20 protein-coding genes are annotated in these 20,740 nt (G+C 35.3%); 1 reads left to right on the forward strand and 19 read right to left on the reverse strand.

All coding sequences use genetic code 11. From position 1 onward, the window contains the following. Positions 1-52 precede the first annotated feature (52 nt). The 17 genes from leuD to EKM68_RS02425 form a co-directional block, all read right to left on the reverse strand. A complete protein-coding gene (leuD, locus tag EKM68_RS02345) occupies positions 53-637 on the reverse strand; it encodes a 3-isopropylmalate dehydratase small subunit (RefSeq protein ID WP_125588050.1) in 585 nt (194 codons plus the stop codon). Further along, complete coding sequence (leuC, locus tag EKM68_RS02350; protein ID WP_125588079.1) at positions 637-1,998, reverse strand: 3-isopropylmalate dehydratase large subunit; 1,362 nt, start codon at positions 1,996-1,998, stop codon at positions 637-639. The genes leuD and leuC overlap by 1 nt, the downstream gene beginning before the upstream one ends. Positions 1,999-2,008: 10 nt before the next feature. Further along, on the reverse strand, positions 2,009-3,079 hold the full coding sequence (gene leuB, locus EKM68_RS02355) for a 3-isopropylmalate dehydrogenase (RefSeq protein WP_125588051.1): 1,071 nt from the start codon (positions 3,077-3,079) through the stop codon (positions 2,009-2,011). Further along, on the reverse strand, positions 3,079-4,233 hold the full coding sequence (locus EKM68_RS02360) for a 2-isopropylmalate synthase (protein ID WP_125588052.1): 1,155 nt from the start codon (positions 4,231-4,233) through the stop codon (positions 3,079-3,081). Before EKM68_RS02360 ends, leuB begins: the two co-directional genes overlap by 1 nt. A 370-nt stretch (positions 4,234-4,603) precedes the next feature. After that, positions 4,604-5,464 carry a helix-turn-helix domain-containing protein gene (locus EKM68_RS02365; RefSeq protein WP_125588053.1) on the reverse strand — a complete coding sequence of 287 codons (861 nt, stop codon included), beginning with the start codon at positions 5,462-5,464 and terminating at the stop codon, positions 4,604-4,606. 200 nt (positions 5,465-5,664) lie between these two features. Then, positions 5,665-6,573: a glycine betaine ABC transporter substrate-binding protein gene (locus EKM68_RS02370; RefSeq protein ID WP_125588054.1), complete on the reverse strand. Its 909-nt coding sequence runs from the start codon at positions 6,571-6,573 to the stop codon at positions 5,665-5,667. Positions 6,574-6,609: 36 nt separating this feature from the next. Further along, positions 6,610-7,458 (reverse strand): ABC transporter permease, encoded by an 849-nt coding sequence (locus EKM68_RS02375; protein ID WP_125588055.1) that lies wholly within the window; start codon positions 7,456-7,458, stop codon positions 6,610-6,612. After that, positions 7,451-8,650: a quaternary amine ABC transporter ATP-binding protein gene (locus EKM68_RS02380; protein WP_125588056.1), complete on the reverse strand. Its 1,200-nt coding sequence runs from the start codon at positions 8,648-8,650 to the stop codon at positions 7,451-7,453. Before EKM68_RS02380 ends, EKM68_RS02375 begins: the two co-directional genes overlap by 8 nt. Positions 8,651-9,089: 439 nt before the next feature. After that, positions 9,090-10,346 (reverse strand): D-alanyl-lipoteichoic acid biosynthesis protein DltD, encoded by a 1,257-nt coding sequence (gene dltD, locus EKM68_RS02385; RefSeq protein WP_125588057.1) that lies wholly within the window; start codon positions 10,344-10,346, stop codon positions 9,090-9,092. Between the two features lie 3 nt (positions 10,347-10,349). After that, a complete protein-coding gene (gene dltC / locus EKM68_RS02390; protein WP_125588058.1) occupies positions 10,350-10,586 on the reverse strand; it encodes a D-alanine--poly(phosphoribitol) ligase subunit DltC in 237 nt (78 codons plus the stop codon). Between the two features lie 20 nt (positions 10,587-10,606). Continuing rightward, positions 10,607-11,818, reverse strand: coding sequence for a D-alanyl-lipoteichoic acid biosynthesis protein DltB (gene dltB / locus EKM68_RS02395; RefSeq protein ID WP_125588059.1), 1,212 nt, complete (start codon positions 11,816-11,818; stop codon positions 10,607-10,609). Next, positions 11,811-13,331: a D-alanine--poly(phosphoribitol) ligase subunit DltA gene (gene dltA, locus EKM68_RS02400; protein WP_125588060.1), complete on the reverse strand. Its 1,521-nt coding sequence runs from the start codon at positions 13,329-13,331 to the stop codon at positions 11,811-11,813. The genes dltB and dltA overlap by 8 nt, the downstream gene beginning before the upstream one ends. 26 nt (positions 13,332-13,357) lie before the next feature. Then, positions 13,358-13,507 (reverse strand): teichoic acid D-Ala incorporation-associated protein DltX, encoded by a 150-nt coding sequence (locus EKM68_RS02405; RefSeq protein ID WP_125588061.1) that lies wholly within the window; start codon positions 13,505-13,507, stop codon positions 13,358-13,360. Positions 13,508-14,055: 548 nt separating this feature from the next. After that, positions 14,056-14,691 carry a GNAT family N-acetyltransferase gene (locus EKM68_RS02410; RefSeq protein WP_125588062.1) on the reverse strand — a complete coding sequence of 212 codons (636 nt, stop codon included), beginning with the start codon at positions 14,689-14,691 and terminating at the stop codon, positions 14,056-14,058. 77 nt (positions 14,692-14,768) lie between these two features. Then, positions 14,769-15,479: a hypothetical protein gene (locus EKM68_RS02415; protein WP_125588063.1), complete on the reverse strand. Its 711-nt coding sequence runs from the start codon at positions 15,477-15,479 to the stop codon at positions 14,769-14,771. Positions 15,480-15,539: 60 nt separating this feature from the next. Continuing rightward, complete coding sequence (gene rpsN / locus EKM68_RS02420; protein ID WP_125588064.1) at positions 15,540-15,809, reverse strand: 30S ribosomal protein S14; 270 nt, start codon at positions 15,807-15,809, stop codon at positions 15,540-15,542. Between the two features lie 108 nt (positions 15,810-15,917). Further along, positions 15,918-16,541: a GyrI-like domain-containing protein gene (locus EKM68_RS02425; protein ID WP_125588065.1), complete on the reverse strand. Its 624-nt coding sequence runs from the start codon at positions 16,539-16,541 to the stop codon at positions 15,918-15,920. 150 nt (positions 16,542-16,691) lie between these two features. Between EKM68_RS02425 and EKM68_RS02430 the strand changes: the two genes are divergently transcribed. After that, complete coding sequence (locus tag EKM68_RS02430) at positions 16,692-17,411, forward strand: WxL domain-containing protein (protein WP_125588066.1); 720 nt, start codon at positions 16,692-16,694, stop codon at positions 17,409-17,411. A gap of 12 nt (positions 17,412-17,423) precedes the next feature. On the opposite strand, the gene EKM68_RS02435 is transcribed toward EKM68_RS02430, so the two are convergent. Beyond that, positions 17,424-18,923, reverse strand: coding sequence for an N-6 DNA methylase (locus EKM68_RS02435; protein ID WP_125588067.1), 1,500 nt, complete (start codon positions 18,921-18,923; stop codon positions 17,424-17,426). A 24-nt stretch (positions 18,924-18,947) separates the two neighbouring features. Further along, complete coding sequence (locus tag EKM68_RS02440; protein WP_125588068.1) at positions 18,948-20,651, reverse strand: N-6 DNA methylase; 1,704 nt, start codon at positions 20,649-20,651, stop codon at positions 18,948-18,950. Positions 20,652-20,740: the final 89 nt, after the last annotated feature.

A 20,740-nucleotide genomic window follows, 5' to 3' on the forward strand; every position in this document is an offset into this window, starting at 1 on the left:
TTATTGTAGTCTCTCTGTTATCGACTTCAAGTCATTCTAAGGTTTTAATAACTTAATTAAATCTAGGTATTCTAATTTCATATTCCGAAATCTGTTTATCATATCCCATAGTAATGGCAATATCATCTAGTCCATTAATAAATTTGTGTTTCCACAAAGGATCAATATCAAAATCAAAATTATAATCTTTATAGCATACTTTTTGTTTTGGTAGATCTACAATGATTTTTTCATTCGGTTTGATAGCTGCCAAAATATTTCGTTGCTCTTGTGACAAAACTATTGCCAACAATCCGTTTTTAGTACTGTTCATATAAAAAATATCACTATAACTTCCCGCAATTATCACTTTAAATCCATAATCTTTCAGTGCCCAAACTGCATGTTCCCTAGAAGACCCACAGCCAAAGTTATCTCCAGTAATCAATATCTTAGCATTACTATATTCCGGTTGATTAAGAATAAAATCCTCATTAACCGTGCCATTCTTTTTATAGCGCCAATCAAAAAATAAATTTCGACCATATCCCGTCTTAAGAATATTTTTTAAAAACTGCTTAGGAATCAATTGGTCAGTATCAATGTTATCTTTCATAATTGGAATAGTCGCATTCGTGATTGTTGTGATTGGTTTCATTATATAGCTTCCTTTCTGATGTCAATAAAATGTCCATGAATTGCTGCGGCTGCAACCATCGCTGGACTAGCAAGATGAGTTCTGGCTCCAGCACCCTGCCGTCCTTCGAAATTACGATTTGAAGTTGATGCGCAATGGACTCCAGCTGGTACTTGATCTGGATTCATCCCCAAGCATGCTGAACACCCTGGTTCCCGCCAATCGCATCCAGCAGCTTTAAATATCTTATCTAATCCGAGTGATTCTGCTTGTTCCTTTACTTCACGTGACCCTGGAACTACCAACGCAGTAACACCTTTAGCAACATGATGACCCTTGATTGCCCGTGCTGCAATTTTCAAGTCCGACAATCGTCCGTTAGTACACGATCCAAAAAATGCGAATCCAATCGGAATTTGCTTAGCCGTCTGGCCAGGTTCTAGTCCAATATAGTTATAAGCTTTTTCATCTTCCTCAGTCTTAATACTTGGAAATGGCTGATCAACTGGAACTGACATACCCGGGTTGGTTCCCCACGATACAAATGGTGCCAAATCATTAACATCAAAATCAATAATTCTATCAAAGGCAGATTCGTCATCCGTCGTAAATTGCCGCCAATATTCAATTGCCTTACCTATTTGTCTAGGGGCATATTTTCGCCCGTTTACATAATCAAAAGTTGTCTGGTCTGGCTGAATACTTCCCATCTTTGCACCACCTTCGATTGACATGTTACAAATTGTCATACGCTCTTCCATATTCATATTACGAATCGTATTACCGTAATATTCGACCGCATATCCTGTACCAAAAGCAACACCTTCACGGGCAATGAGACCCATAATAATATCTTTAGCATAAACGCCATGAGGTAATTTACCATGGATATGAATTCCCATTGTCTTAGGTTTAGTTTGCCAAATCGTCTGTGTAGCCAGCACATGTTCTACTTCACTAGTTCCAATACCAAATGCAATTGAACCAAAAGCACCATGAGTTGCAGTGTGTGAATCTCCACAGACAATTATCATTGCCGGTTGTGTCAATCCGAGTTGTGGACCAATCACATGGACTATTCCTTGATCTTCAGTTCCCATTCCAGCCAGGCGAACACCGAATTCTTTAGTGTTTTTAGCTAACGTATCAATTTGCTTGCGAGAAATTTCATCCTTTATATTAAAAATATCTACTGTTGGAACATTGTGATCCATCGTAGCAAAATTACGATCTGGACAACGCACCTTCCGCTTGTTTTCGCGCAATCCTTCAAATGCCTGTGGTGAAGTAACTTCATGAAGCAACTGCAGATCAACATATATTAATTGTGGGTCTCCCACTTTTCCTGTGATAACATGCTGATCCCAAATTTTATCAAACATAGTTCGAGCTTTACTTTGTAGCATACTCATTCCGGCTTTCTTTGATTGACTTGATAATGCACTCTGTTACTTCATTTGTTGATGCTGTACCACCCAAATCTGGTGTCAAAATTCCTTGTTCGATTGATCTATTAACTGCTAAATCCACTAACTGTGCCAAGTCGTGCCGATCAAATGAGTTTTCTAGCATCATTGACACTGATTTGATCATTGAAATTGGATCGGCGATTCCTTTACCTGCGATATCAGGAGCTGATCCATGAATAGGTTCGTACAATACAGGCCCACTTTTTCCTCTGCTCATTGACGGAATTGTTCCTAAGGAACCAGTTATTTGTGCCGCCTCATCACTCAAGATATCCCCGAATAAATTCTCAGTCAAGATAACATCGAACTGATTTGGTTCTGCAATAATTTTCATTGCCGCTGAATCTACGTAACTAGTGTCATAGCTAACATCTGGATAATTTTTTGCTACTTCAGAAACTATCTCTCGCCACAGTTTGCTAGTAGCCAATACATTTGCTTTATCAACCAGAGTAACATGTTTCTTTCGTCGCCTTGACATTTCAAAAGCCACTTCGGCGACTCGATGGATCTCGTTAAAGTTATAACTCATGGTATCTACAGCTTCTGTTGAAGTTCTAAAACGTGGTGTTCCAAAATAAATTCCACTAGTTAATTCTCGAACAATAACGAAGTCAACTGGATGATTAATTTTGATAGGTGAGTAAGGTTGCATTGACTTCGTGATGACTGTTGGCCGAATATTTGCAAACAGTCCTAATCTCTGCCTAATTTCCAATAATCCACTTTCTGGTCTTTTGATTGATGAGTCCCACTTAGGCCCCCCAATCGCCGATAACAGTATTGCATCACTATTTTGACAAGTTTCAATCGTTGATTCCGGTAAGGGATTTCCCATTTTATCAATTGCCTCCCCACCGAAGAGAATGTGTTTGATTTTATACTCAAAGTTTTGATGCTTACTGACCTCTTCTAATACTCTCAGACCAGCAGACATTATTTCTGGACCAATATAATCTCCATCCATAACTGCTATTTGGTATTCTGAATTCATTAGGCCCTGACCTCCTTCATTATTTGTTGAAGATCATTTTCGGAGACAATATCAGTTCTATCAGCAATAGATTTAAATTTTGGAAAAATAAATTTCATTGCATCTCTATCAACCTGAAAACCCATTTTTTGTAGTTTGACCATAACCGCATGCGATCCGGATAATTTACCGAGAGGAAGGGTGGTTTTGTGTGCCCCGACAACTTCTGGAGTTAAAATTTCATATGTTTGTGGATTCTTAAGCATCCCATCCTGATGAATTCCTGATTCATGTGCGAAAGCATTAGCCCCAACAACAGCTTTATTGTGTGGAACCGGCATCTTAGCAAAATCACTTATCATATCACTGGTTTTCTTTGTTTCCGAAAGATTAATATTAGATTCCGCATTGTAATAATCTTTGCGTACATACATTGCTGCGGCGACTTCTTCCAAAGCTGCATTACCGGCACGTTCACCGATACCATTGATTGTTCCTTCTATCCGAGTTGCACCATTTTCAATTGAGGCCAAACTATTTGCGACAGCCATCCCAAGGTCATCATGACAATGAACTGAAAAGGTTATTTCGTTAAAACAAGAAATATTAGTTCGGAGATTCTTGAACAATGTAGCGAATTCAACTGGATTAGTGTATCCAACCGTATCAGGAATATTAATCACCGTGGCACCAGCGTCAATTGCCGTTTGAATAGCTTGCACTAAGAAGTCAGGTTCAGTACGTGTTGCATCTTCTGGAGAGAACTCAACAATATTGAAAAATTGATGTGCATAGGTTACACAACTCTTGATTGACTCAATCACCTGTTCTCTAGTCATATGAAGTTTTGATTCACGATGGATTGGACTTGTTGCAATGAAGACATGTATTTGTTTGTGAACCGCCTCCTGTGTAGCTTTGACACAAGCATCAATATCATCTTTTTTAGCTCTAGCAAGTCCAGTCACTCGTGTATGTTTTATAGCTTTAGCAACAGCACTAACTGCTTCAAAATCACCTTCAGATGCAATTGGGAACCCTGCTTCAATCACATCTACGCCCCATTTTTCCAGTTGCTTAGCAATTTTGATTTTCTCATCAATACTGAAATTGACGCCAATCGTTTGTTCACCATCTCTTAATGTTGTGTCAAAAAATTGAATTTGCTTAGTCATAATAATCTTCCTCCCAAATTTTGAATATAAAAAAACACCTCACTGATTGAATGAGGTGTTCACGAAAAAGATTATTCGCCTAGCCCCATTCCTAACACAAACAGGGCTCGACATGAATTGTCAGAGTCCTAAAGTTAGAGCAGTAAGGCCAATAAAAAGGCTACAGATTTGATATTCATTTTGCTTTTAATGCTAATTTGATTTTTCATAAATGTAACCTCCTTGATTTGATAGTGGTTATAATATCACCCAAAATTAGAATATACAAATCTTTTTTTAATTTGATTAGTTATATTCACATCATAATGATTGATATATCAATCATTATGGCAAAATAAAAAAATCATATTTTGTATGATTTTTTTAAGTATCACTTATAATTTTTTGATAAATCTTTAATAATTTTCAACTCTTTTTGATTGTTATTAAATTCAGAAAATACACGTGCTTTAGTAAAGTATTCAGTTATCTCATCACTGGGACCATTGACAGCACAATCATTAATAGCCAGTTGCGCATATAATCTCGCAATATAATAAGTTACATGATTATCAGCACAAATTTTCACTCCATAATTAAGCAAAGTATTAGCCGTTTCATAATCGTGTTGGTCAGAATAATAAAGAGCACAGTAGAAAATAATATTGATATAACGCCAAATTTCATCAATATTCTCAATTGACATACCATAAATATCGTTAAAGACCTTACTAAAATAGTATTCACTCTTAGCAGCATCCTTTTGCTTAGCGTATACCATTCCCATACCTGTGTAAGCCAAAAAAGTAAAAATGGTTTTACCCTCAGAATCCAGGTTAGTCAGAATTTGATTAAAATCAAAAACTGCGTCAAACAAGTCTCCGTCATCTAAAACATTCAAGTAGCCCTTCAGATAGTAATACTGCATCAAAGCATCATTATCATCCTTGAGCAGGTCCTGATCAATTTTATTAATAATATTCCACGATTCTTTATACTCACTAGTAATCAAATTGAATTCAGCTTTGTTCATCGACTTAACAATTTTTTTGGCCGTGCTATCGTTCACACCCATGACATCATCAAGTGACAAGTCTAGTCGATTACACAGCTGAATCAGAATTTTTAAAGATGGAATCTTACCATTATTTTCAAATTTGCTTAAGGTTGCTTGAGTACAAATACCATTGCTCAATTCCTTCTGTGACAAACTTAATTCTTTTCTTTTATTTACAAAACTTTGTATGTTCATATGAACACCTCTATATAAAATATAAATATCTTCATTAACTAAATTATATACTCATACCGATCCGCTTGCCACACTAACCAAATAAATCACAATGTACAAATCGTAATTAATCCCTATAATAACGGTCTTCTTAAAATTTGATATGCGAATAATGTATAAAAAAAGATTGAGAAACTTATTTCTCAATCTTCCAATCAATATTATTTATTTTTTAAATCTTCAATCGAATTAATATTCTTCATATACTTAGGAACTGCCAATCCGACTTTGGCACCCTTCAAATTAGGTCCCAAATCTTCAAAACGTCCCTTGTAATCTTTGTAATATAATCCTGCTGTCTTAGGCAACCAGGCACTAACTTGTGCATCAGCTGCTTTGGTTGCAATTGAAGCCCAAACTGGCTGTTGTTCCATCGCTTGAATAGTTACCTTGTACCCTTGATCACGAAGAACCTGTGCAACAACGTTAGTTGAAGCAATTTCCGAATCCCAGGCAACGTAAGTCATCTTAAGAGACTTCCCATGAACTTTTTTAACACCTTTAGTCCATTCGCCAACTAGCTTAGGATTAGCCTTGATCCACTGCTCAGCAGCCTTTTGTGGGTCCATCCCACCATTTACCTTCAACATAACTTCAGACATCTGTGCTGGCTTCCAGTGGAATCTATCCAGAATCGTATATGCTTCAGGATCATCCTTTTTGAGCCCTAATCTAACGATTGTATGAATACTTTCAGCTTTTCCGTAGACATTTTTAGGATCTTTTAAGAATTTGATGGGATACTTAGTGAACATCCAATGCGGTTGCCAACCGGTAACCACGATGGGACGTTTTTCTTTGATAGCTTTATCTAGTGTACTGGTCATTGCTGCAGTCGAACTAGTCTGCAATTGCCAGTTATTCTTACTCAAGCCATAATCTTTCAAAGCCGTTTGCGTGGACGACATAATTCCGGCACCGGCATCTATTCCGGTAATCGTATAGTTGATCTGTTCCCCGACTTTTTTGTTACTATCATATGGTTTGGTCTGCGAACTGCATGCAGAAATTAGCGGAATAATCAGCAATGCTACAAAGAAAAGACTTAAATTTCTTAATTTTTTCTTCAAACAATCCCTCCTTAAATGAGCTTCATAAAAAGCCCTCTATCCTCTTTTATGATCACGTGTCAATGACTGTGTCAGTCTATCCAAGATAATTGCCAAGATAACAACAGCAAGTCCAGCGGCGAAACCACCACCGGCGTCATTTCTACCAACGGCGAAGTATACCTTAGTACCAAGACCCATGGCACCAATCATTGATGCTGTAACAACCATAGATAATGAAAGCATCATGCTTTGATTGACACCAGCCATCAAGCTAGTCTTAGCTAATGGTAATTCAACTTTAAATAATTTTTGCCACTCAGTGGAACCGAATGAATCAGCGGCCTCGATCAATTCACCAGGAACTTCTCGAATACCCATATTTGTCATTCTAACTGTAGGTGGCATCGCGAAAATAACTGAAGCAACGATACCAGGTACCATACCAATACCGAATAAAGCAACGGCAGGAATCAAATAAACGAAAGCTGGCATAGTCTGCATGAAATCAAGAATCGGCTTCAAAATTATTTCAGCGATACGACTTTTGGCCATCAATATTCCCAATGGAATACCAATAACTAAAGCAATCAAACTAGATGTTAGTACTAATGTTAATGTTTGGGTCATGTCACGCCAGAAGTCCAAGTTCCAAATCAATAATAATCCGAAGAACTCAAAACCTAATAGACTCCAACGCTGATCATCTCGGTTGACATAATAAGTTAATGCCAAGACTAAGGCGATAAATAACCAAATTGGAATCAAATCGAATACCCATTGAAAGGCATTGTTGATCCCACCGATAAAGTTAGTTACGCCATTAAAGAAACCAGTGAACGATACTAACCAAGCGACGAAACCATCGATCCAGTGTGCTAATGGTATTTGTGGAATGTTATTCAAAATGACTCACCTCATTTCCTGCTAAGGCACCAAGCACGGCACCACGAACAATGATTCCCTTCAGTTGCTTATCATCATTTACGACGGCAAATGGAATACCAGTTTGAGAAATATCATCCATTAAGTCATTGATAGGAGTGTCAACGTGAGCAGTTGGAACATCGGTCTTAACGATTGATCTCAAATCACTGCTGTCTTTACGCACTAATCCAATCACATCATTAGCATCGACGATACCAACAAGTGTCCGTTTATTATCAACTACGTAAGCAGTTGAAACTTCATTATTCTTCATACGCTTCAAGGTTAGTCTTGGACCAGCCTTATCGATATTGATCGTAACTGGACGAATCATAACGTTACCAGCTGTAAGGACTTTACTACGATCAACATTCTCAATAAACTCTTCAACATATTCATTAGCTGGATGTGTCAAAATATCTTCTGGCGTACCAGTCTGGACGACTTCACCATCGCGCATAATCATAATGTGGTCACCAAGTTTCAGTGCCTCGTTCAAATCATGACTGATGAAGATGATCGTCTTGTGTAATCTCTCTTGAATATCCAATAGTTGATCTTGCATATCAGTTCTATTCAGTGGATCCAATGCCGAGAAAGCCTCATCCATCAATAATATTTCAGGATCATTGGCTAAGGCACGGGCCAATCCCACACGTTGCTGCATCCCACCAGATAATTGGTCAGGATATTCATTGTTGTAACCGGTGATGCCAACTTGCTCTAGTGCAATATTAGCTTTTTTCTCACGAGTTTCTTTGTCGACACCTTGAATTTCAAGTCCATATTCAGCATTTTCTAGAACTGTTCGATTAGGAAGCAATCCAAAATTCTGAAATACCATACTCATTTTTTTACGACGCACTTCACGAAGTGACTTCTTATCCATCTTCATTAAGTTCTCGCCATCAATTAAGACCGAACCATCTGTTGGTTCGATCAAACGATTGATCATACGAACCATAGTTGACTTACCACTACCAGATAGACCCATAATTACGAATATCTCACCGTCATTGATTTTAAAATTTGCTTGATCAACACCAACGGTGGCACCCGTTTCTTTCAGAATTTCAGGTTTAGTCTTACCCTGCTTGATCAAATCTTTCGCACGGTTGACATGTTTACCAAAAATTTTAGTTAAATTTTTAACTTCAACTTTTACTGTCATCAAAATCCCCCATTCTTTTTTTATATCATCTTTAGATAAAAGCGGCTCTTGAGTAAAGCGGCTCTTGAGTAAAGCAACACTAAACTCAGGAGTCTTTTTATCAAAATTTTCAATTAAAAATACTATTATTTATAGGACAAAAATAATAGCAACACGTAGAACACCGTAACAAACATGATGGCATTTTGCAAATTATGTGTACTATAAATGCCCGCATACGGGCATTTGTGAGATTTTTTCACAAACCTGGATATCCTAACCTCATAAGATTAACAGGGCTTTCAATTTTTCAAATAAAAAACTCAAAAAAAAATACCGAGATTCTACTTTTATTGTAGAAATCTCGGATTTGCGGGCATGCACTGTTTTTTGAGGGGGAAACAGTACTACGGAAAAGGTATTACGGTTTACTTCCCTTACCTGCCAGGTTTGGGAAGTCTTAAAAATCAGTATGATTAGCCCACTTCTTAGTTAAGAAGTAACTATTCATCTTGTAGTTGGTCTTATTTGGATCTGCCTTCTTATCTTTGAAGTAAGGTTCCAAATGCTTATCTAAGATAAGCCAACCACGCCAGCCCATATGAATCGTATCTTCAGCGATATAGTTAGGATTCTTTTCGTGAGTCAAGTCAACAATGTTATTGAATCCTTGTGACTTCAATTGATAACTGATTTTCTTATCAAAATCTACCAAAGCATCCTTAGGCATTCCTGTATACTTGATCCACTTAGGATTTACTGGCTGAAGAACAAACATTACTTCAGTGTGGTTCTGGTTGAACATGTATAACATTGCTTGGAAGTCATTATATTCAGGTGAGTGATTATAATCGACATTTCTGTGAGCATTCTTATACGTGCGAATTCTTTTACTTAATTGTTTCTTATAGAATGAATCACCAATTTGCAAGTCATTTTCACGAGAATGATTTTTAGCCATTTTGACGGCTAGTTTATCTAAGTCTTTGTAATCATAATTAGCTGGCAACTTAGATGCAGCTTTATTAATCATACCTTGATGATCATTCAAGGAAATAGTACCAAAAAGACTATCTTGGTTTTTCAAACTATTACGACTCAAACCATTGATATAAAAACGTTGAAAACTAGTAATCTGCTTGCCGTCAGCAATTCTCAATAAAGCATTGGTTTCGATAGTACCTAAACTATCGTCCAAAGTAAGAACTCTGTTAGCAATATATTTGTTCATCTTCTTGTCACCATGGTCAGAATTAACAATGAAACCAGTTAATTGTAGTGGCGATAAGAAATATTTGAATGCATCTGAAGGTACACCCTTTTTTGTAAACCACTGAGGCGAAATAATCACCACGGCTTTTTGATTTTTCAAGCCACTCATTCCAGAGACACTCAATGTTTGTGTCAATGAAGCAGTTCCCGGGTTACCTAAAAGAAAAGGCTTATTCTTCCAGTGGTATTTTTGTGCCACTGAAGAAGGATGAAATGGGTCCATTCTAGAAAGTTCAGATGATCCAATAATAGGAATGTAATTTTCTTTTTCGGCCGCATTCTTAACACTTTCACCCTTGAGAACTCTAACATCCAATGAAGTAGATGCTTGATCTATCTTGAGTGGAGTAACTGTTTTGAAATTAATCGGAGTCCATAAAAGAATCAATAAAGCAACAATCGCAACTATTACAGGTCCAAAAATCATCCATAACTTTTTTTTCATAGTCTATTCCAATTCTGTAACACGGTCTGAAATTTTGTTGATAGTTGACCATTGTGAACGATTAAATTCTGAAACAGGAACAGCAATGCCGAATTGATCCTGTAATGTTACTAGAACTTCAACTGTTGCCATTGAATCTAGAATGCCAGTTGCGAATAAATCTTGATCCAAGTTGTCGCCAATATTATCCAAACCTGTTACATCTTTTAAAATATCTACAATTTTATCTGTTTTTTCCATAATGAATATTCTCCTTTTAATTAACTAAACCAAAGTGTGTTTAAAAATCCTGAGAAAATCAGGAAACTGAAGCAAACAACGTTGAAAGTTATGAAGATTGCTAGAGCCTTAGTATATTTGTTGCTTGGAATCTGTTGACGATGTTTCTTCTTAAACCTCAACCATGCATCGTTAGTAATCATGGCACAAGCGTGAAAAATACCATAAACAATATAGTACCAAGTCTCGCCATGCCAAAATCCCATGATCAAAAACAATGTAACGTATCCAATATTGGCCATCACAATTCTGTTCTTGACTAATTTTTTCTTCATCATCATAAAGATCAGACGCATATAAATGAAATCTCTGAACCAAAATGATAATGTGATATGCCATCTATTCCAGAAGTCTTTGATGTTGACTGACTTGAACGGTTGTCTGAAGTTCATTGGTGTTTCGATACCCATGAAATTACTGATTGCAACCGCAAAGAGTGAGTAACCTGCGAAGTCAAAGAATAGATACATACTATATGTGTACATGTAAGCCACTAATGCCCAGGAAATACCAAGTGGCGCTTGATCTCCATATGACAAGGCTAGAATTGAAACTTTTGGTAATAGCAATGTCCCAAAGAAATATCCCAAAATGAACTTATAAACTAATCCCAACATCAATCTGTTTGTACCGGTATGTAAAAGTTCCAAGTATTTTTCACGACTTGGTACTTTTAACACGTCTTTTTGAAAACGGCGGAAACGGTCAATTGGTCCTGAAGAAATTGTGGGAAAGAATAGTAGGAATCTTGCGAACTCGGTTGGCTTGATTTCTTTGATTGTGCCATCTCTAAGTTCCATAATTATCTCTACTGCCTTAAAAGTTAAATAACTTATTCCCATAAATGCGAACAAAGAAATCGTCGTATTCTTTAGTAATGGATCCAGTTTTACAAAGACCAGAGGAATAATCGCCAGAACTACCATTAAACTAAATACCCAGAAGTTATTGTGGCTCTTTCGATAATGCTTATATGTAAATACAATGATCATTTCAAATATTATATAGAATATTAATGAAATACCTTGTCTTGCATCACCTCCGAAGAAAGTGATGGCTAAAATTACAACTGTTGCAAAGAAATCATATATTTTGAAACGTTTGCCGTATAGTAAACCAATAACAATAGGAAGTAGAAGGACGAATAGATATATAAAGTAATGCGGTGAGCTATATGGTGTAATGTTATGCATTAATCTCGCCTATTAGAGCCTTTCTATCGATCTTTCCATTTTTACTGATCGGCAGTTGTTCCACAAACTTCAAAATATTCGGAATCATATAGTCCATTGTTGTCGTCTTCAATTCATCTTTGATCTGTGAATTCAACTCAAGTTCATCAACTGTCTTGAATTGATCTTCCAGAACAATATGAGCAATCATCTTGCTAACTTGTTTCTTATTGTTATATAGCGGAACTGTACAAGATTGTTTTACTTGATCCAAATTACCAAGCATTGAATCTACTTCTTCTAGTTCAATACGATATCCGTGCATCTTGATTTGGAAATCAGTTCTACCTTTGTAGAATAATAATCCATCTGGTGCTTCGCTGACCATGTCACCTGTATGGTAGAACGTCTCACCATTGATAATTTCGAAGGCCTTTTCGGTTTGAACTTGGTTGTTCAAGTATCCCTTAGAAACATCTGGTCCACTGACCATTAATTCACCAGTTAAATAACCATCGTCACCTTTTTCAAAGTTATAAATAATGTGATTCATATTTGACTTAAGATAACCAATTGGCAATCGATCGTATTTCGTCAACATATCATGGTCAATCAAGATAGAAGTGATCGCCACAGTATTTTCAGTTGGACCATACGTATTATAAAGTTGTGCTTTTGGAAATTTCTTAAGTAACTTAGTGGCGGTAGCATGTGTTAACTCTTCACCACAAAAAATAAATTTATTAAGTTGCGGTAGGTTCACACTGTCAAAACCTCTGAACAACAGGCACATTTCAAAGAATGATGGTGTCGAGATCCAAGTATTAAACTCAGAATTAGTGATAGCCTCTTGAAGCTTTCCAAAATTCTTAGTTGTGTTCTTGTCGACAACTGTCAAAGTTGCACCGTTAGTTAAACCCGGATAAATATCAAAGACTGATAAGTCAAATGAAAACGGTGCTTGTAACATTAAGTTAGTATCAGCTGAATAATCGAATTTGCTATCGACCCAATTAACGAAGTCTGTCAGGTTATTCGTACTGATTTGAACACCCTTAGGAGTACCGGTGGTTCCAGAAGTGAAGATGATATAGAAATCATCGTCTGGACCAATACTCTTGGCAGTATCATAAATATTCTTATCAGAATTCATTGCTTCAATTAATTCTAACTTCGAAATAACTGGTGTCTCAATTCCAAAGTCTTCAACGTCGCTCCAATTCAAAACTAATGATGGTTTTGCGACAGAATTAATTTGAATAATACGTTGTGGATCTGAACCGTCATCAACGGGAATGTATGGATGTCCTGACTTGATGGCTCCGAGGAACATTACCAACATTTCAAATTGTTGACCACCGTAGATAACGATTGGACTTTTTTCAGGCAAGAATTTGTCTTGCAAAAAATTAGCGATTCGATCAGACTTTTGTCCCAAATCACGATAAGTTTCTGTTACTGAGCCATTCTTGTAACAAATTTTGTCAGGTGATTCTGCAATAACATCTGTAATCTTTTCAATAATTGAATTCATGACTATTCCCTTCTCTCAATCTTAATTTAAAAGTCAGCATAGATAAATTTGACACTACCTACACCGTTGTATCCGTAAATGTACAAAAGAACTAAGAAGATTGCGAAAAAGGTTATAGTTTTAATTACAAATAAATTGACTGGATTTTTTAAAAATATAAGTAAATTTTTCTTCATAATTTACACCTCTCCGATTATCCCGCTATGTAAGGCCTATATAACCATTCAAATATATAGGGTGTCAAACAAAAAAATTAATAGATTTTATGAATTAGAGTTTTATCTATATAACTTTTATAAGTATTATAATAATTCTTGTTTAAACATATTTTGCTATTTTTGTAAATTTTTTTTTCTCTTTTTGACCAAACCATAGAGTCTCAGTCGATTAAGCCAATATATGTTTAAACATGTTATTTTAAAAATTACAAACATCCTAGATTACAATTACTTTATATAAGAAAATTCCGCTTTACGCTCAATTATTCTAAGAATATATATGCAAATCCTATATAAAATAATTTTAGTAATTATTCAATTTCAAAATAATAATATTGAACAATAATTAACAGTTGTTTATTGGCCTTGAAAAATAATTTAGTCAATATAGGTTTTGCAGCCAGATCAGCAGTAACAATTTAAGTACGTTTTCTATAATAGTTTTCTATTTTCTGTAAGTCGTCTGTATCTTCTTACAACTATCTTACAATTTTGTAAGATGGACATTATAAGAGTCTTTGAAAGCTCCAGTTTTCGACTTGTCCCTTACCGAAGTTCAGTCGAATATGAGAAGAAATTGCAAAACCATTCTTTTCATAGAAGTAACAATTTGTCTTTGTATTAGTCATCAACGTAACCCGTCTAGCATCATGCTCCCTTAACATCGGCAACAAACAATCTTGAATCATCTCACTACCTAAGTGTCGCTGTTGATACTTAGGATTAACTGCCAGAATACTCAAGTACCAAGTCGGTGATTTGGAAGGTTCGACACTTTTACTTTCAGCTCGATCCAGTTCCTTCAAGTAACTCCACAATTTGCATTTAAATACATAGGGAAAAAGCTTGATTGCTCCAGCTTCCATTAATTCAAAGAATCCAATCTGCTTATCTTCTAACGAATGAATCAATGCCACTGAGGCAATTTCATCATTCACCATCCCCACGTAACCATTGCCACGTTTTAGATCTACTGTTAGTTCCACGGTCAAAATCAATTTCAAAAATTTGCGATATTCAGTATCGTTCTTGAATTTCTTTCTAAGTACATCCCAATACAATGGATAATCAAAGAACGCCTCTGTTTCCAGTTCAGCGATTTCTTCTAAATCTTCTATAGTAGTCTTACGATATTCAGCCAAGTGTTTTCTCCTTATACACTAAATTACGTGGAAAGTTTTGAATTGTACTAAAAAAGGATTGCCCATTTCTAGCAATCCTAATTTTTTGTATCTGGGAAGAACTTCGATAATTCATAATTCATATGAAGTAATTCTAATGAATGTTCATTTTGTAATTTATCTAATTTCAACTTATTATTATCAACCTTCAACAATTCACGAATATCCTGAAACGATTGTGCAACTTCAAAATAATATTGATAACGTAACGAAGTAAACTGAATATTGATTTTTTGTTTTCTCCAACTTGGGGCCTCTTCTGAACCTGTCAACAAATGCTCCAAGAATTTATAGTCAAAATCTGACCATTCCTTCAGATTATATTCTTGAACTAATGATTTGATGTCATTCATATTATCAAAGATGGAAGCAAAATTAAGCAGCCAATTCATCTTTTGGGTAAACGCATTTTTTTGTGATAAAGCCGCAACCAAATAAATGATGCGCAAATATTTGGCATCTTTGAACTTAAAGCGTTTGTCCAGATCATCGATTAGGAAAAATGCATTCTGCAAGTAATAGCTCTTGTTCTTACGCTTGTTCATAAAGTTTTCCAACAAGTCCTGTGTATAAATAGTTATTACGCCAGTATTGAATAATTTGTCCACAGGCATCTCTTGTCCCACGAGTGCTGCCAATTGTGCTTCTTTGTCATCTTGTAATTTTAATTGAGCTGGTTTATCGTCATCGCTCCACGGTAAACACAGTTCATTATTTTTTAGAATTGAATAATAAGTTATCTCTGTCATTTCCCTCATCACCTTACTTCTATTGTACCCAAAAAAGCCGCCGAATAAACGACGACTTTTCTACCAACTGGCTTTTTTTACACCAGGTATCTGTCCAGCGTGAGCTAACTTACGAAAGTTCAACCTCGACATTTCAAATTTACTCATGTAACCATGAGGACGTCCATCAATCAAATCACGAGAATGTAATCTCGTAGCTGATGAATCCCTTGGTAATTTGCTGAGCTCTTCATAATTACCGGCTGCCTTTAATTCCTTGCGCAATGCTGCGTAACGTTCAACAGTCCGTTGTAATCTTTTTTCACGTTCAATCTTTGCTTTACGTGCCATAAATCTAATACCTAACCTTTTCCTATTTTGTAGTACTTATATAGGAAGTCAATACTAGTATTTTTTGAATCGACTTATACACTAACAAATTAACATCTACATATCAAATTATTTGATTTCATATCTTAAAACAGTCTTCAAACGCTCCGGTTCAACTCGTCTAGCATCTGACAAATAAATTTCACGATGAATCTTAGATTTTCTAACTCGGCCTATTTCATTGGAAAATTGATCCATCAATGCAAAGCTAGCCGGTTCATCATCATACTTACCAACGTGAAGTATTTCGATGGCATCATATGCTGATCGTTGAATTATTCTTAATTCTTCCATTAAAGGTTGGTATTTCTTTTCTTTGACATCTTTGATAGCTTCATCTATTACATTATCCGGTACAAAATCAGGAATGCGCATCATAATATCATACTCAAACTCACTCTTATCCAAACGTTCTAGCTGTTGGCCCTTTTCAGTCAATGACCAAAGTCCTTCTAATGGAAAAACAACATAGTCATCGAATTCTACTTTTTGTGACAGACAATATTTTTTATACATCCCTTTGATTCCATACGAAATCGGATATAACGTCGTCAATCGTTCTTTGAAGGCAGCTTCGTTTGGATCACCAATTCCATGTAATGAAACAAAGCGCTGATTTGGTACTTGAACTAAGACCGCTTTTTTCTTAGGTAGATACAAATTTTTTTCCTGTTTGCGCCATTCATATTTCATATTTTTACCTCAAGTATTTATTTTCAATCATATCATATTATTATTTTCCATATTTTGTAAAAACTTTTTACAAAAATTGACATAAAAATGGTTCAACTTTGTGCTACGTGGTATTATTTATTTAATAAATAAGCCGCTGGGGGATATATCATGAAATTATCAAATTTGATTTTTAGCACAATCGTTAGTTTAAGTGTCTTATTCATGTTTCCTTCAGTAGCCCAAGCTGACACAACTAATACTCTTGATAATTCAGATAACGTCGATATTTTTACCAGTAACACTCCGGACGATTCAGAAGTACAAACTGCCACATCAAACGTTAATGTGACTGTAGTTACTGGATTACTGACACTCGATTCTGTACCTAACTTCAACTTTGGTAATGGTGCATCTGGTAGTACCGTTAATTTAAAAGATAACTCAAGCGATGGAAATATCATTGTCGATGGTAATTCTCAAGGTACCTTACAAGTTACTGAATCTCGTCAAAACTCTGAAGGCAAGACACCTGGATTCAATTTATCAGCTCGTTTGAATGGCTTTAATTCTAATGGTAATCAAATCAACGGCTTCACTATGACACTTAATTCAGAGGGACTATACGATGATAATGGTGACAATATCAGTACTAACTCTGACAAACTTACTACTAACAAAGCAAAACTAGTTGCTGGTAGTGATCAAGAAACCAGCGTGATTAACCTTGCTGCCGGATCATACAAAGCTGGTACGATCAAATCTAGCTTTACAGACTCTGATTCAGCTAGCATGTATATTCCTAAGAAAGCTGACACATTAAGTAAGTCGGTTAAAAAATATGAAAGTTCAATTGTTTGGACTTTAACACCTACACCTTCAGTAAACTAAAAAAATCTTCCTTTAATCGGGAAGATTTTTATTTATAATCTCAAATACTTTGCTTATACCCATATTTTCATACAGTCGCTGATCAACTTCATTGGCAGCTTCATCCAAGTTAGCAGTCACATTTTCCACTTTGATTCTAACTCGATTAAATTTTTGAATAGATTCAATCTGTTGTTTCAAAGGTACAATGGGGACCCGCAAGTTACCCACAGTCTTTTTATTAAACTTAGCCAGTTGTGTTTTACCTAGTGGACTATCTAAAAACGCCTTAAGCCACTGTTTATCTACATATTTGGAATCTACTTTAACCTTGACCGTACTTTTACCATTAACTTTCAATTCAAAATCCGACTTATTTTTACCATAAGTATAAACTTTTGCAATATCAGATAATTTATACATGTCTGCTTCTTCTAGCTTCGAAATATCCACTCTAACTGACAAATCTTCTTGTATTTGAAAGGCCTCACTTTGAACATATCTATTTGGAAGCAGTGCATTGTTATTTTTTTCAATTTCTTTGAGTGATACATTTCTAACGAAACCAGCATACTCATTATTTTTGTTCCAAGTTTTAATCGCCCTATCGGCAACTTGTTTATTAAATATACTTTCCATAAAATTCTTGGACACATAACTATCACTTGCATTAATCATTCTAATGCTTCGATCATCTCTGACTCTAGATTTACGAACAACTAGAATAATACTCATCAACTGTCCAATTTTATTCGAAAGTTGAATTACCGTATCTATCAAACCTCGTTTGATGTAATCATTTTTTAGCGTGCTGTCCCTATCTAATAGCCAGTCGATAACCCCAAAAATCCCATACCCATCTGATTTTATTTGTGACATATCAGTATCGATCTGCTCAAAAATATCGATTGAGAATTCCTTTTGTCTAAACTTCCAAATATTTGATTTTTTGTAATTAATCACAGAAAGGGTCTTATCATATTTTTTATCACTAGCAACATACTTACCATACTTTAGATTAGTATTCGTAGCATCCAAACCATATACAAGAATCAAATCAAAATCATAAAGCGTAGTTTTTTCAAATCCATCTATTTTTTGATCAATATTATTTTTTAAGACATACTCGATTAAATTGCCATGGTTCAAATTATCGATCAGTACACTATCTGACTTTTTTAAACCAGATATTTCATTCATCACATACAGTGCTGGTGAATCTTCAGTTGTTGCATTCATTCTATACCAGGCTTTTACCTCCTCACTTGCAGAAGTTTTTTCTAACTCCAGACAAATTTTTTGTACCTTGTCCATATCAATGATTTTAGGCACCTTATCAGTAAATTTAAAATTAAGCTCTTTAGCCTTTTCGTTAAACATCGGCACTAGTTCTTCAGGATTAGCCTTCAAATACTCCAACATCACAGAGCGATTACCATGAATCACAAAAAGAATCATTGCTAAATGATATTTGATGATGGTGCTTTTATCCATTAACTTCACAAGTTTACTGTAATTAAATTTTTCACCCATTCAATACTCCATTACTACTCAACATTATTTAAAGAATTTATTCAATCCCATTTCACGGTACAATTCTGATTTTGCATCATTCAGATTTTCAGTTATTTTTTTACGAGTATCATTGATAACTGCCATATCTTGATTATAACTGCGAACACCGGCAATTTGAGACGCCAACGGTATAACCGGAACTCTCACCTTAGAAATAGGAAAATCTGCTTGATACACTCGTTTTAACTCTGTTTTTGCAAGTGGTGTAAGTAAGTATTGTGCCAGCCATCGACTATCAAATTTACTATCCTTCAAGCGGATAATTGTTCCAGTGAAGAGTAAGTTTACATAACTCTTAGTAACATAAGATACTTTTTCATGAGTAACTCCATCAATCAAAATATCGTATTTCTGGATCATATTATTTGATACCGGATAGTTCTTCCACATATTTAGCCAATCAAAATCATTCAGGACAAAATCTCCATCATTGTTTCCCATAATTATCCGATATTTGCTTTTACTGTTTCCTTGAGTAGTGTAAATGTGCCCACCCAATATATCTGCGATTTCACCCAGTTCAATTGTCTTGATATTGTAAAATTCACTTCTATGCACTTTTATATCAAACTGTTCGAACTGTTTGTATACTCTGTCTTTCACATAAGCTTCCGGCAACAAATCATAACCGCTATTAACAATCTCATCTATATCAACTGTTCTCACAAAATCAGCATAACTATTATTCTTATTCAGTGTATCCAATATTCTTTTCTTCATGGCAGTGATTTCACTATTATTTTTGTTTCCCCAAGTCATTTCTGAAGCATCAATCATACGAACCTTTTTAAGATTCTTCTTTTTAGCTTTGTCCAAAATTAAAATAACAGCACCCACAAAACCAGCTATCCAACCTAATTGAATAACATCCGTAATCCAGTCATTTTCAATAAGTTCTCTTTTTAGAGGGTTATCCCCTTGTAAATCAAAGATATCAAAGGCAAAAATTCCACGTCCGTCAGGTTTGGTTTTAGATATACCTAATTTTATATAATCATAGATATTCATCCAAGGTAAATTTTCAAATTCTTGAATCCTTTCATTTGAATTGTCAGCGATATACATCTTACGAAAAAATTGGTCAAATCGTATATCTGGTGAAATTGAAATAACCCAATCAAAGTTAGTATCTGACTTCGATGAGATTTTTTTGTGCAAAAGGTTCACATTACTAGCATGTTTTAAATAAGTTACCAACAGTATAACGTCAAACAATGTTGTCACATCATACCCCGTAATCGACTGATGAATATTTATATCTAAAAGATGTAACAATATGTCTCCATAGCCAAATTCAACATCTAAAACCGTTTCATCTTCTTGAACATTAGCAATGTCCATAACCAATTCTGCCATCAAATCATTATCCGAGTTTAGACACAAAGCTAATATTGTTTCAGCATCTTCATCCGGGCCTTGTTTCGCTAATATATCGCATAAATTCCGGATCATTTCCAAATCAATTGTTTTGGGAATATTATCAGAAAAATTTAATTTTTGCTGTTCAGCTTTATCTTTAAACAATGAAACCAATTCACCTGGATGAGACTTGAGAAATTTTATTGAATCTTTTCGATTGTCATGTGTCACAAAAAGAACCATCATAATGTGATAGATTTCCTTATTATCAATTTCACCGATTTTTAAAAATTTTTCCTGTTCATACCTAATGATATTTTTATCCATTGTTTACCCCACTTTCAGTAATTTATCATTTTTTCGGATGAAAAAGCCGGCATTACTGAGTTTTACTAAACTAAATGCATTATATCCCA

The sequence above is a fragment of the Companilactobacillus jidongensis genome (assembly GCF_003946575.1).
In the GTDB taxonomy this organism is placed as follows: Bacteria; Bacillota; Bacilli; order Lactobacillales; family Lactobacillaceae; genus Companilactobacillus; species Companilactobacillus jidongensis.

Coding starts and splice junctions, on each gene's coding strand:
- leuD (WP_125588050.1), bottom strand. CDS start 637: ATGAAACCAATCACAACAATCACGAATGCGACTATTCCAATTATGAAA.
- leuC (WP_125588079.1), bottom strand. CDS start 1,998: ATGTTTGATAAAATTTGGGATCAGCATGTTATCACAGGAAAAGTGGGA.
- leuB (WP_125588051.1), bottom strand. CDS start 3,079: ATGAATTCAGAATACCAAATAGCAGTTATGGATGGAGATTATATTGGT.
- EKM68_RS02360 (WP_125588052.1), bottom strand. CDS start 4,233: ATGACTAAGCAAATTCAATTTTTTGACACAACATTAAGAGATGGTGAA.
- EKM68_RS02365 (WP_125588053.1), bottom strand. CDS start 5,464: ATGAACATACAAAGTTTTGTAAATAAAAGAAAAGAATTAAGTTTGTCA.
- EKM68_RS02380 (WP_125588056.1), bottom strand. CDS start 8,650: ATGACAGTAAAAGTTGAAGTTAAAAATTTAACTAAAATTTTTGGTAAA.
- dltD (WP_125588057.1), bottom strand. CDS start 10,346: ATGAAAAAAAAGTTATGGATGATTTTTGGACCTGTAATAGTTGCGATT.
- dltC (WP_125588058.1), bottom strand. CDS start 10,586: ATGGAAAAAACAGATAAAATTGTAGATATTTTAAAAGATGTAACAGGT.
- dltB (WP_125588059.1), bottom strand. CDS start 11,818: ATGCATAACATTACACCATATAGCTCACCGCATTACTTTATATATCTA.
- dltA (WP_125588060.1), bottom strand. CDS start 13,331: ATGAATTCAATTATTGAAAAGATTACAGATGTTATTGCAGAATCACCT.
- EKM68_RS02405 (WP_125588061.1), bottom strand. CDS start 13,507: ATGAAGAAAAATTTACTTATATTTTTAAAAAATCCAGTCAATTTATTT.
- EKM68_RS02415 (WP_125588063.1), bottom strand. CDS start 15,479: ATGACAGAGATAACTTATTATTCAATTCTAAAAAATAATGAACTGTGT.
- rpsN (WP_125588064.1), bottom strand. CDS start 15,809: ATGGCACGTAAAGCAAAGATTGAACGTGAAAAAAGATTACAACGGACT.
- EKM68_RS02425 (WP_125588065.1), bottom strand. CDS start 16,541: ATGAAATATGAATGGCGCAAACAGGAAAAAAATTTGTATCTACCTAAG.
- EKM68_RS02430 (WP_125588066.1), top strand. CDS start 16,692: ATGAAATTATCAAATTTGATTTTTAGCACAATCGTTAGTTTAAGTGTC.
- EKM68_RS02435 (WP_125588067.1), bottom strand. CDS start 18,923: ATGGGTGAAAAATTTAATTACAGTAAACTTGTGAAGTTAATGGATAAA.
- EKM68_RS02440 (WP_125588068.1), bottom strand. CDS start 20,651: ATGGATAAAAATATCATTAGGTATGAACAGGAAAAATTTTTAAAAATC.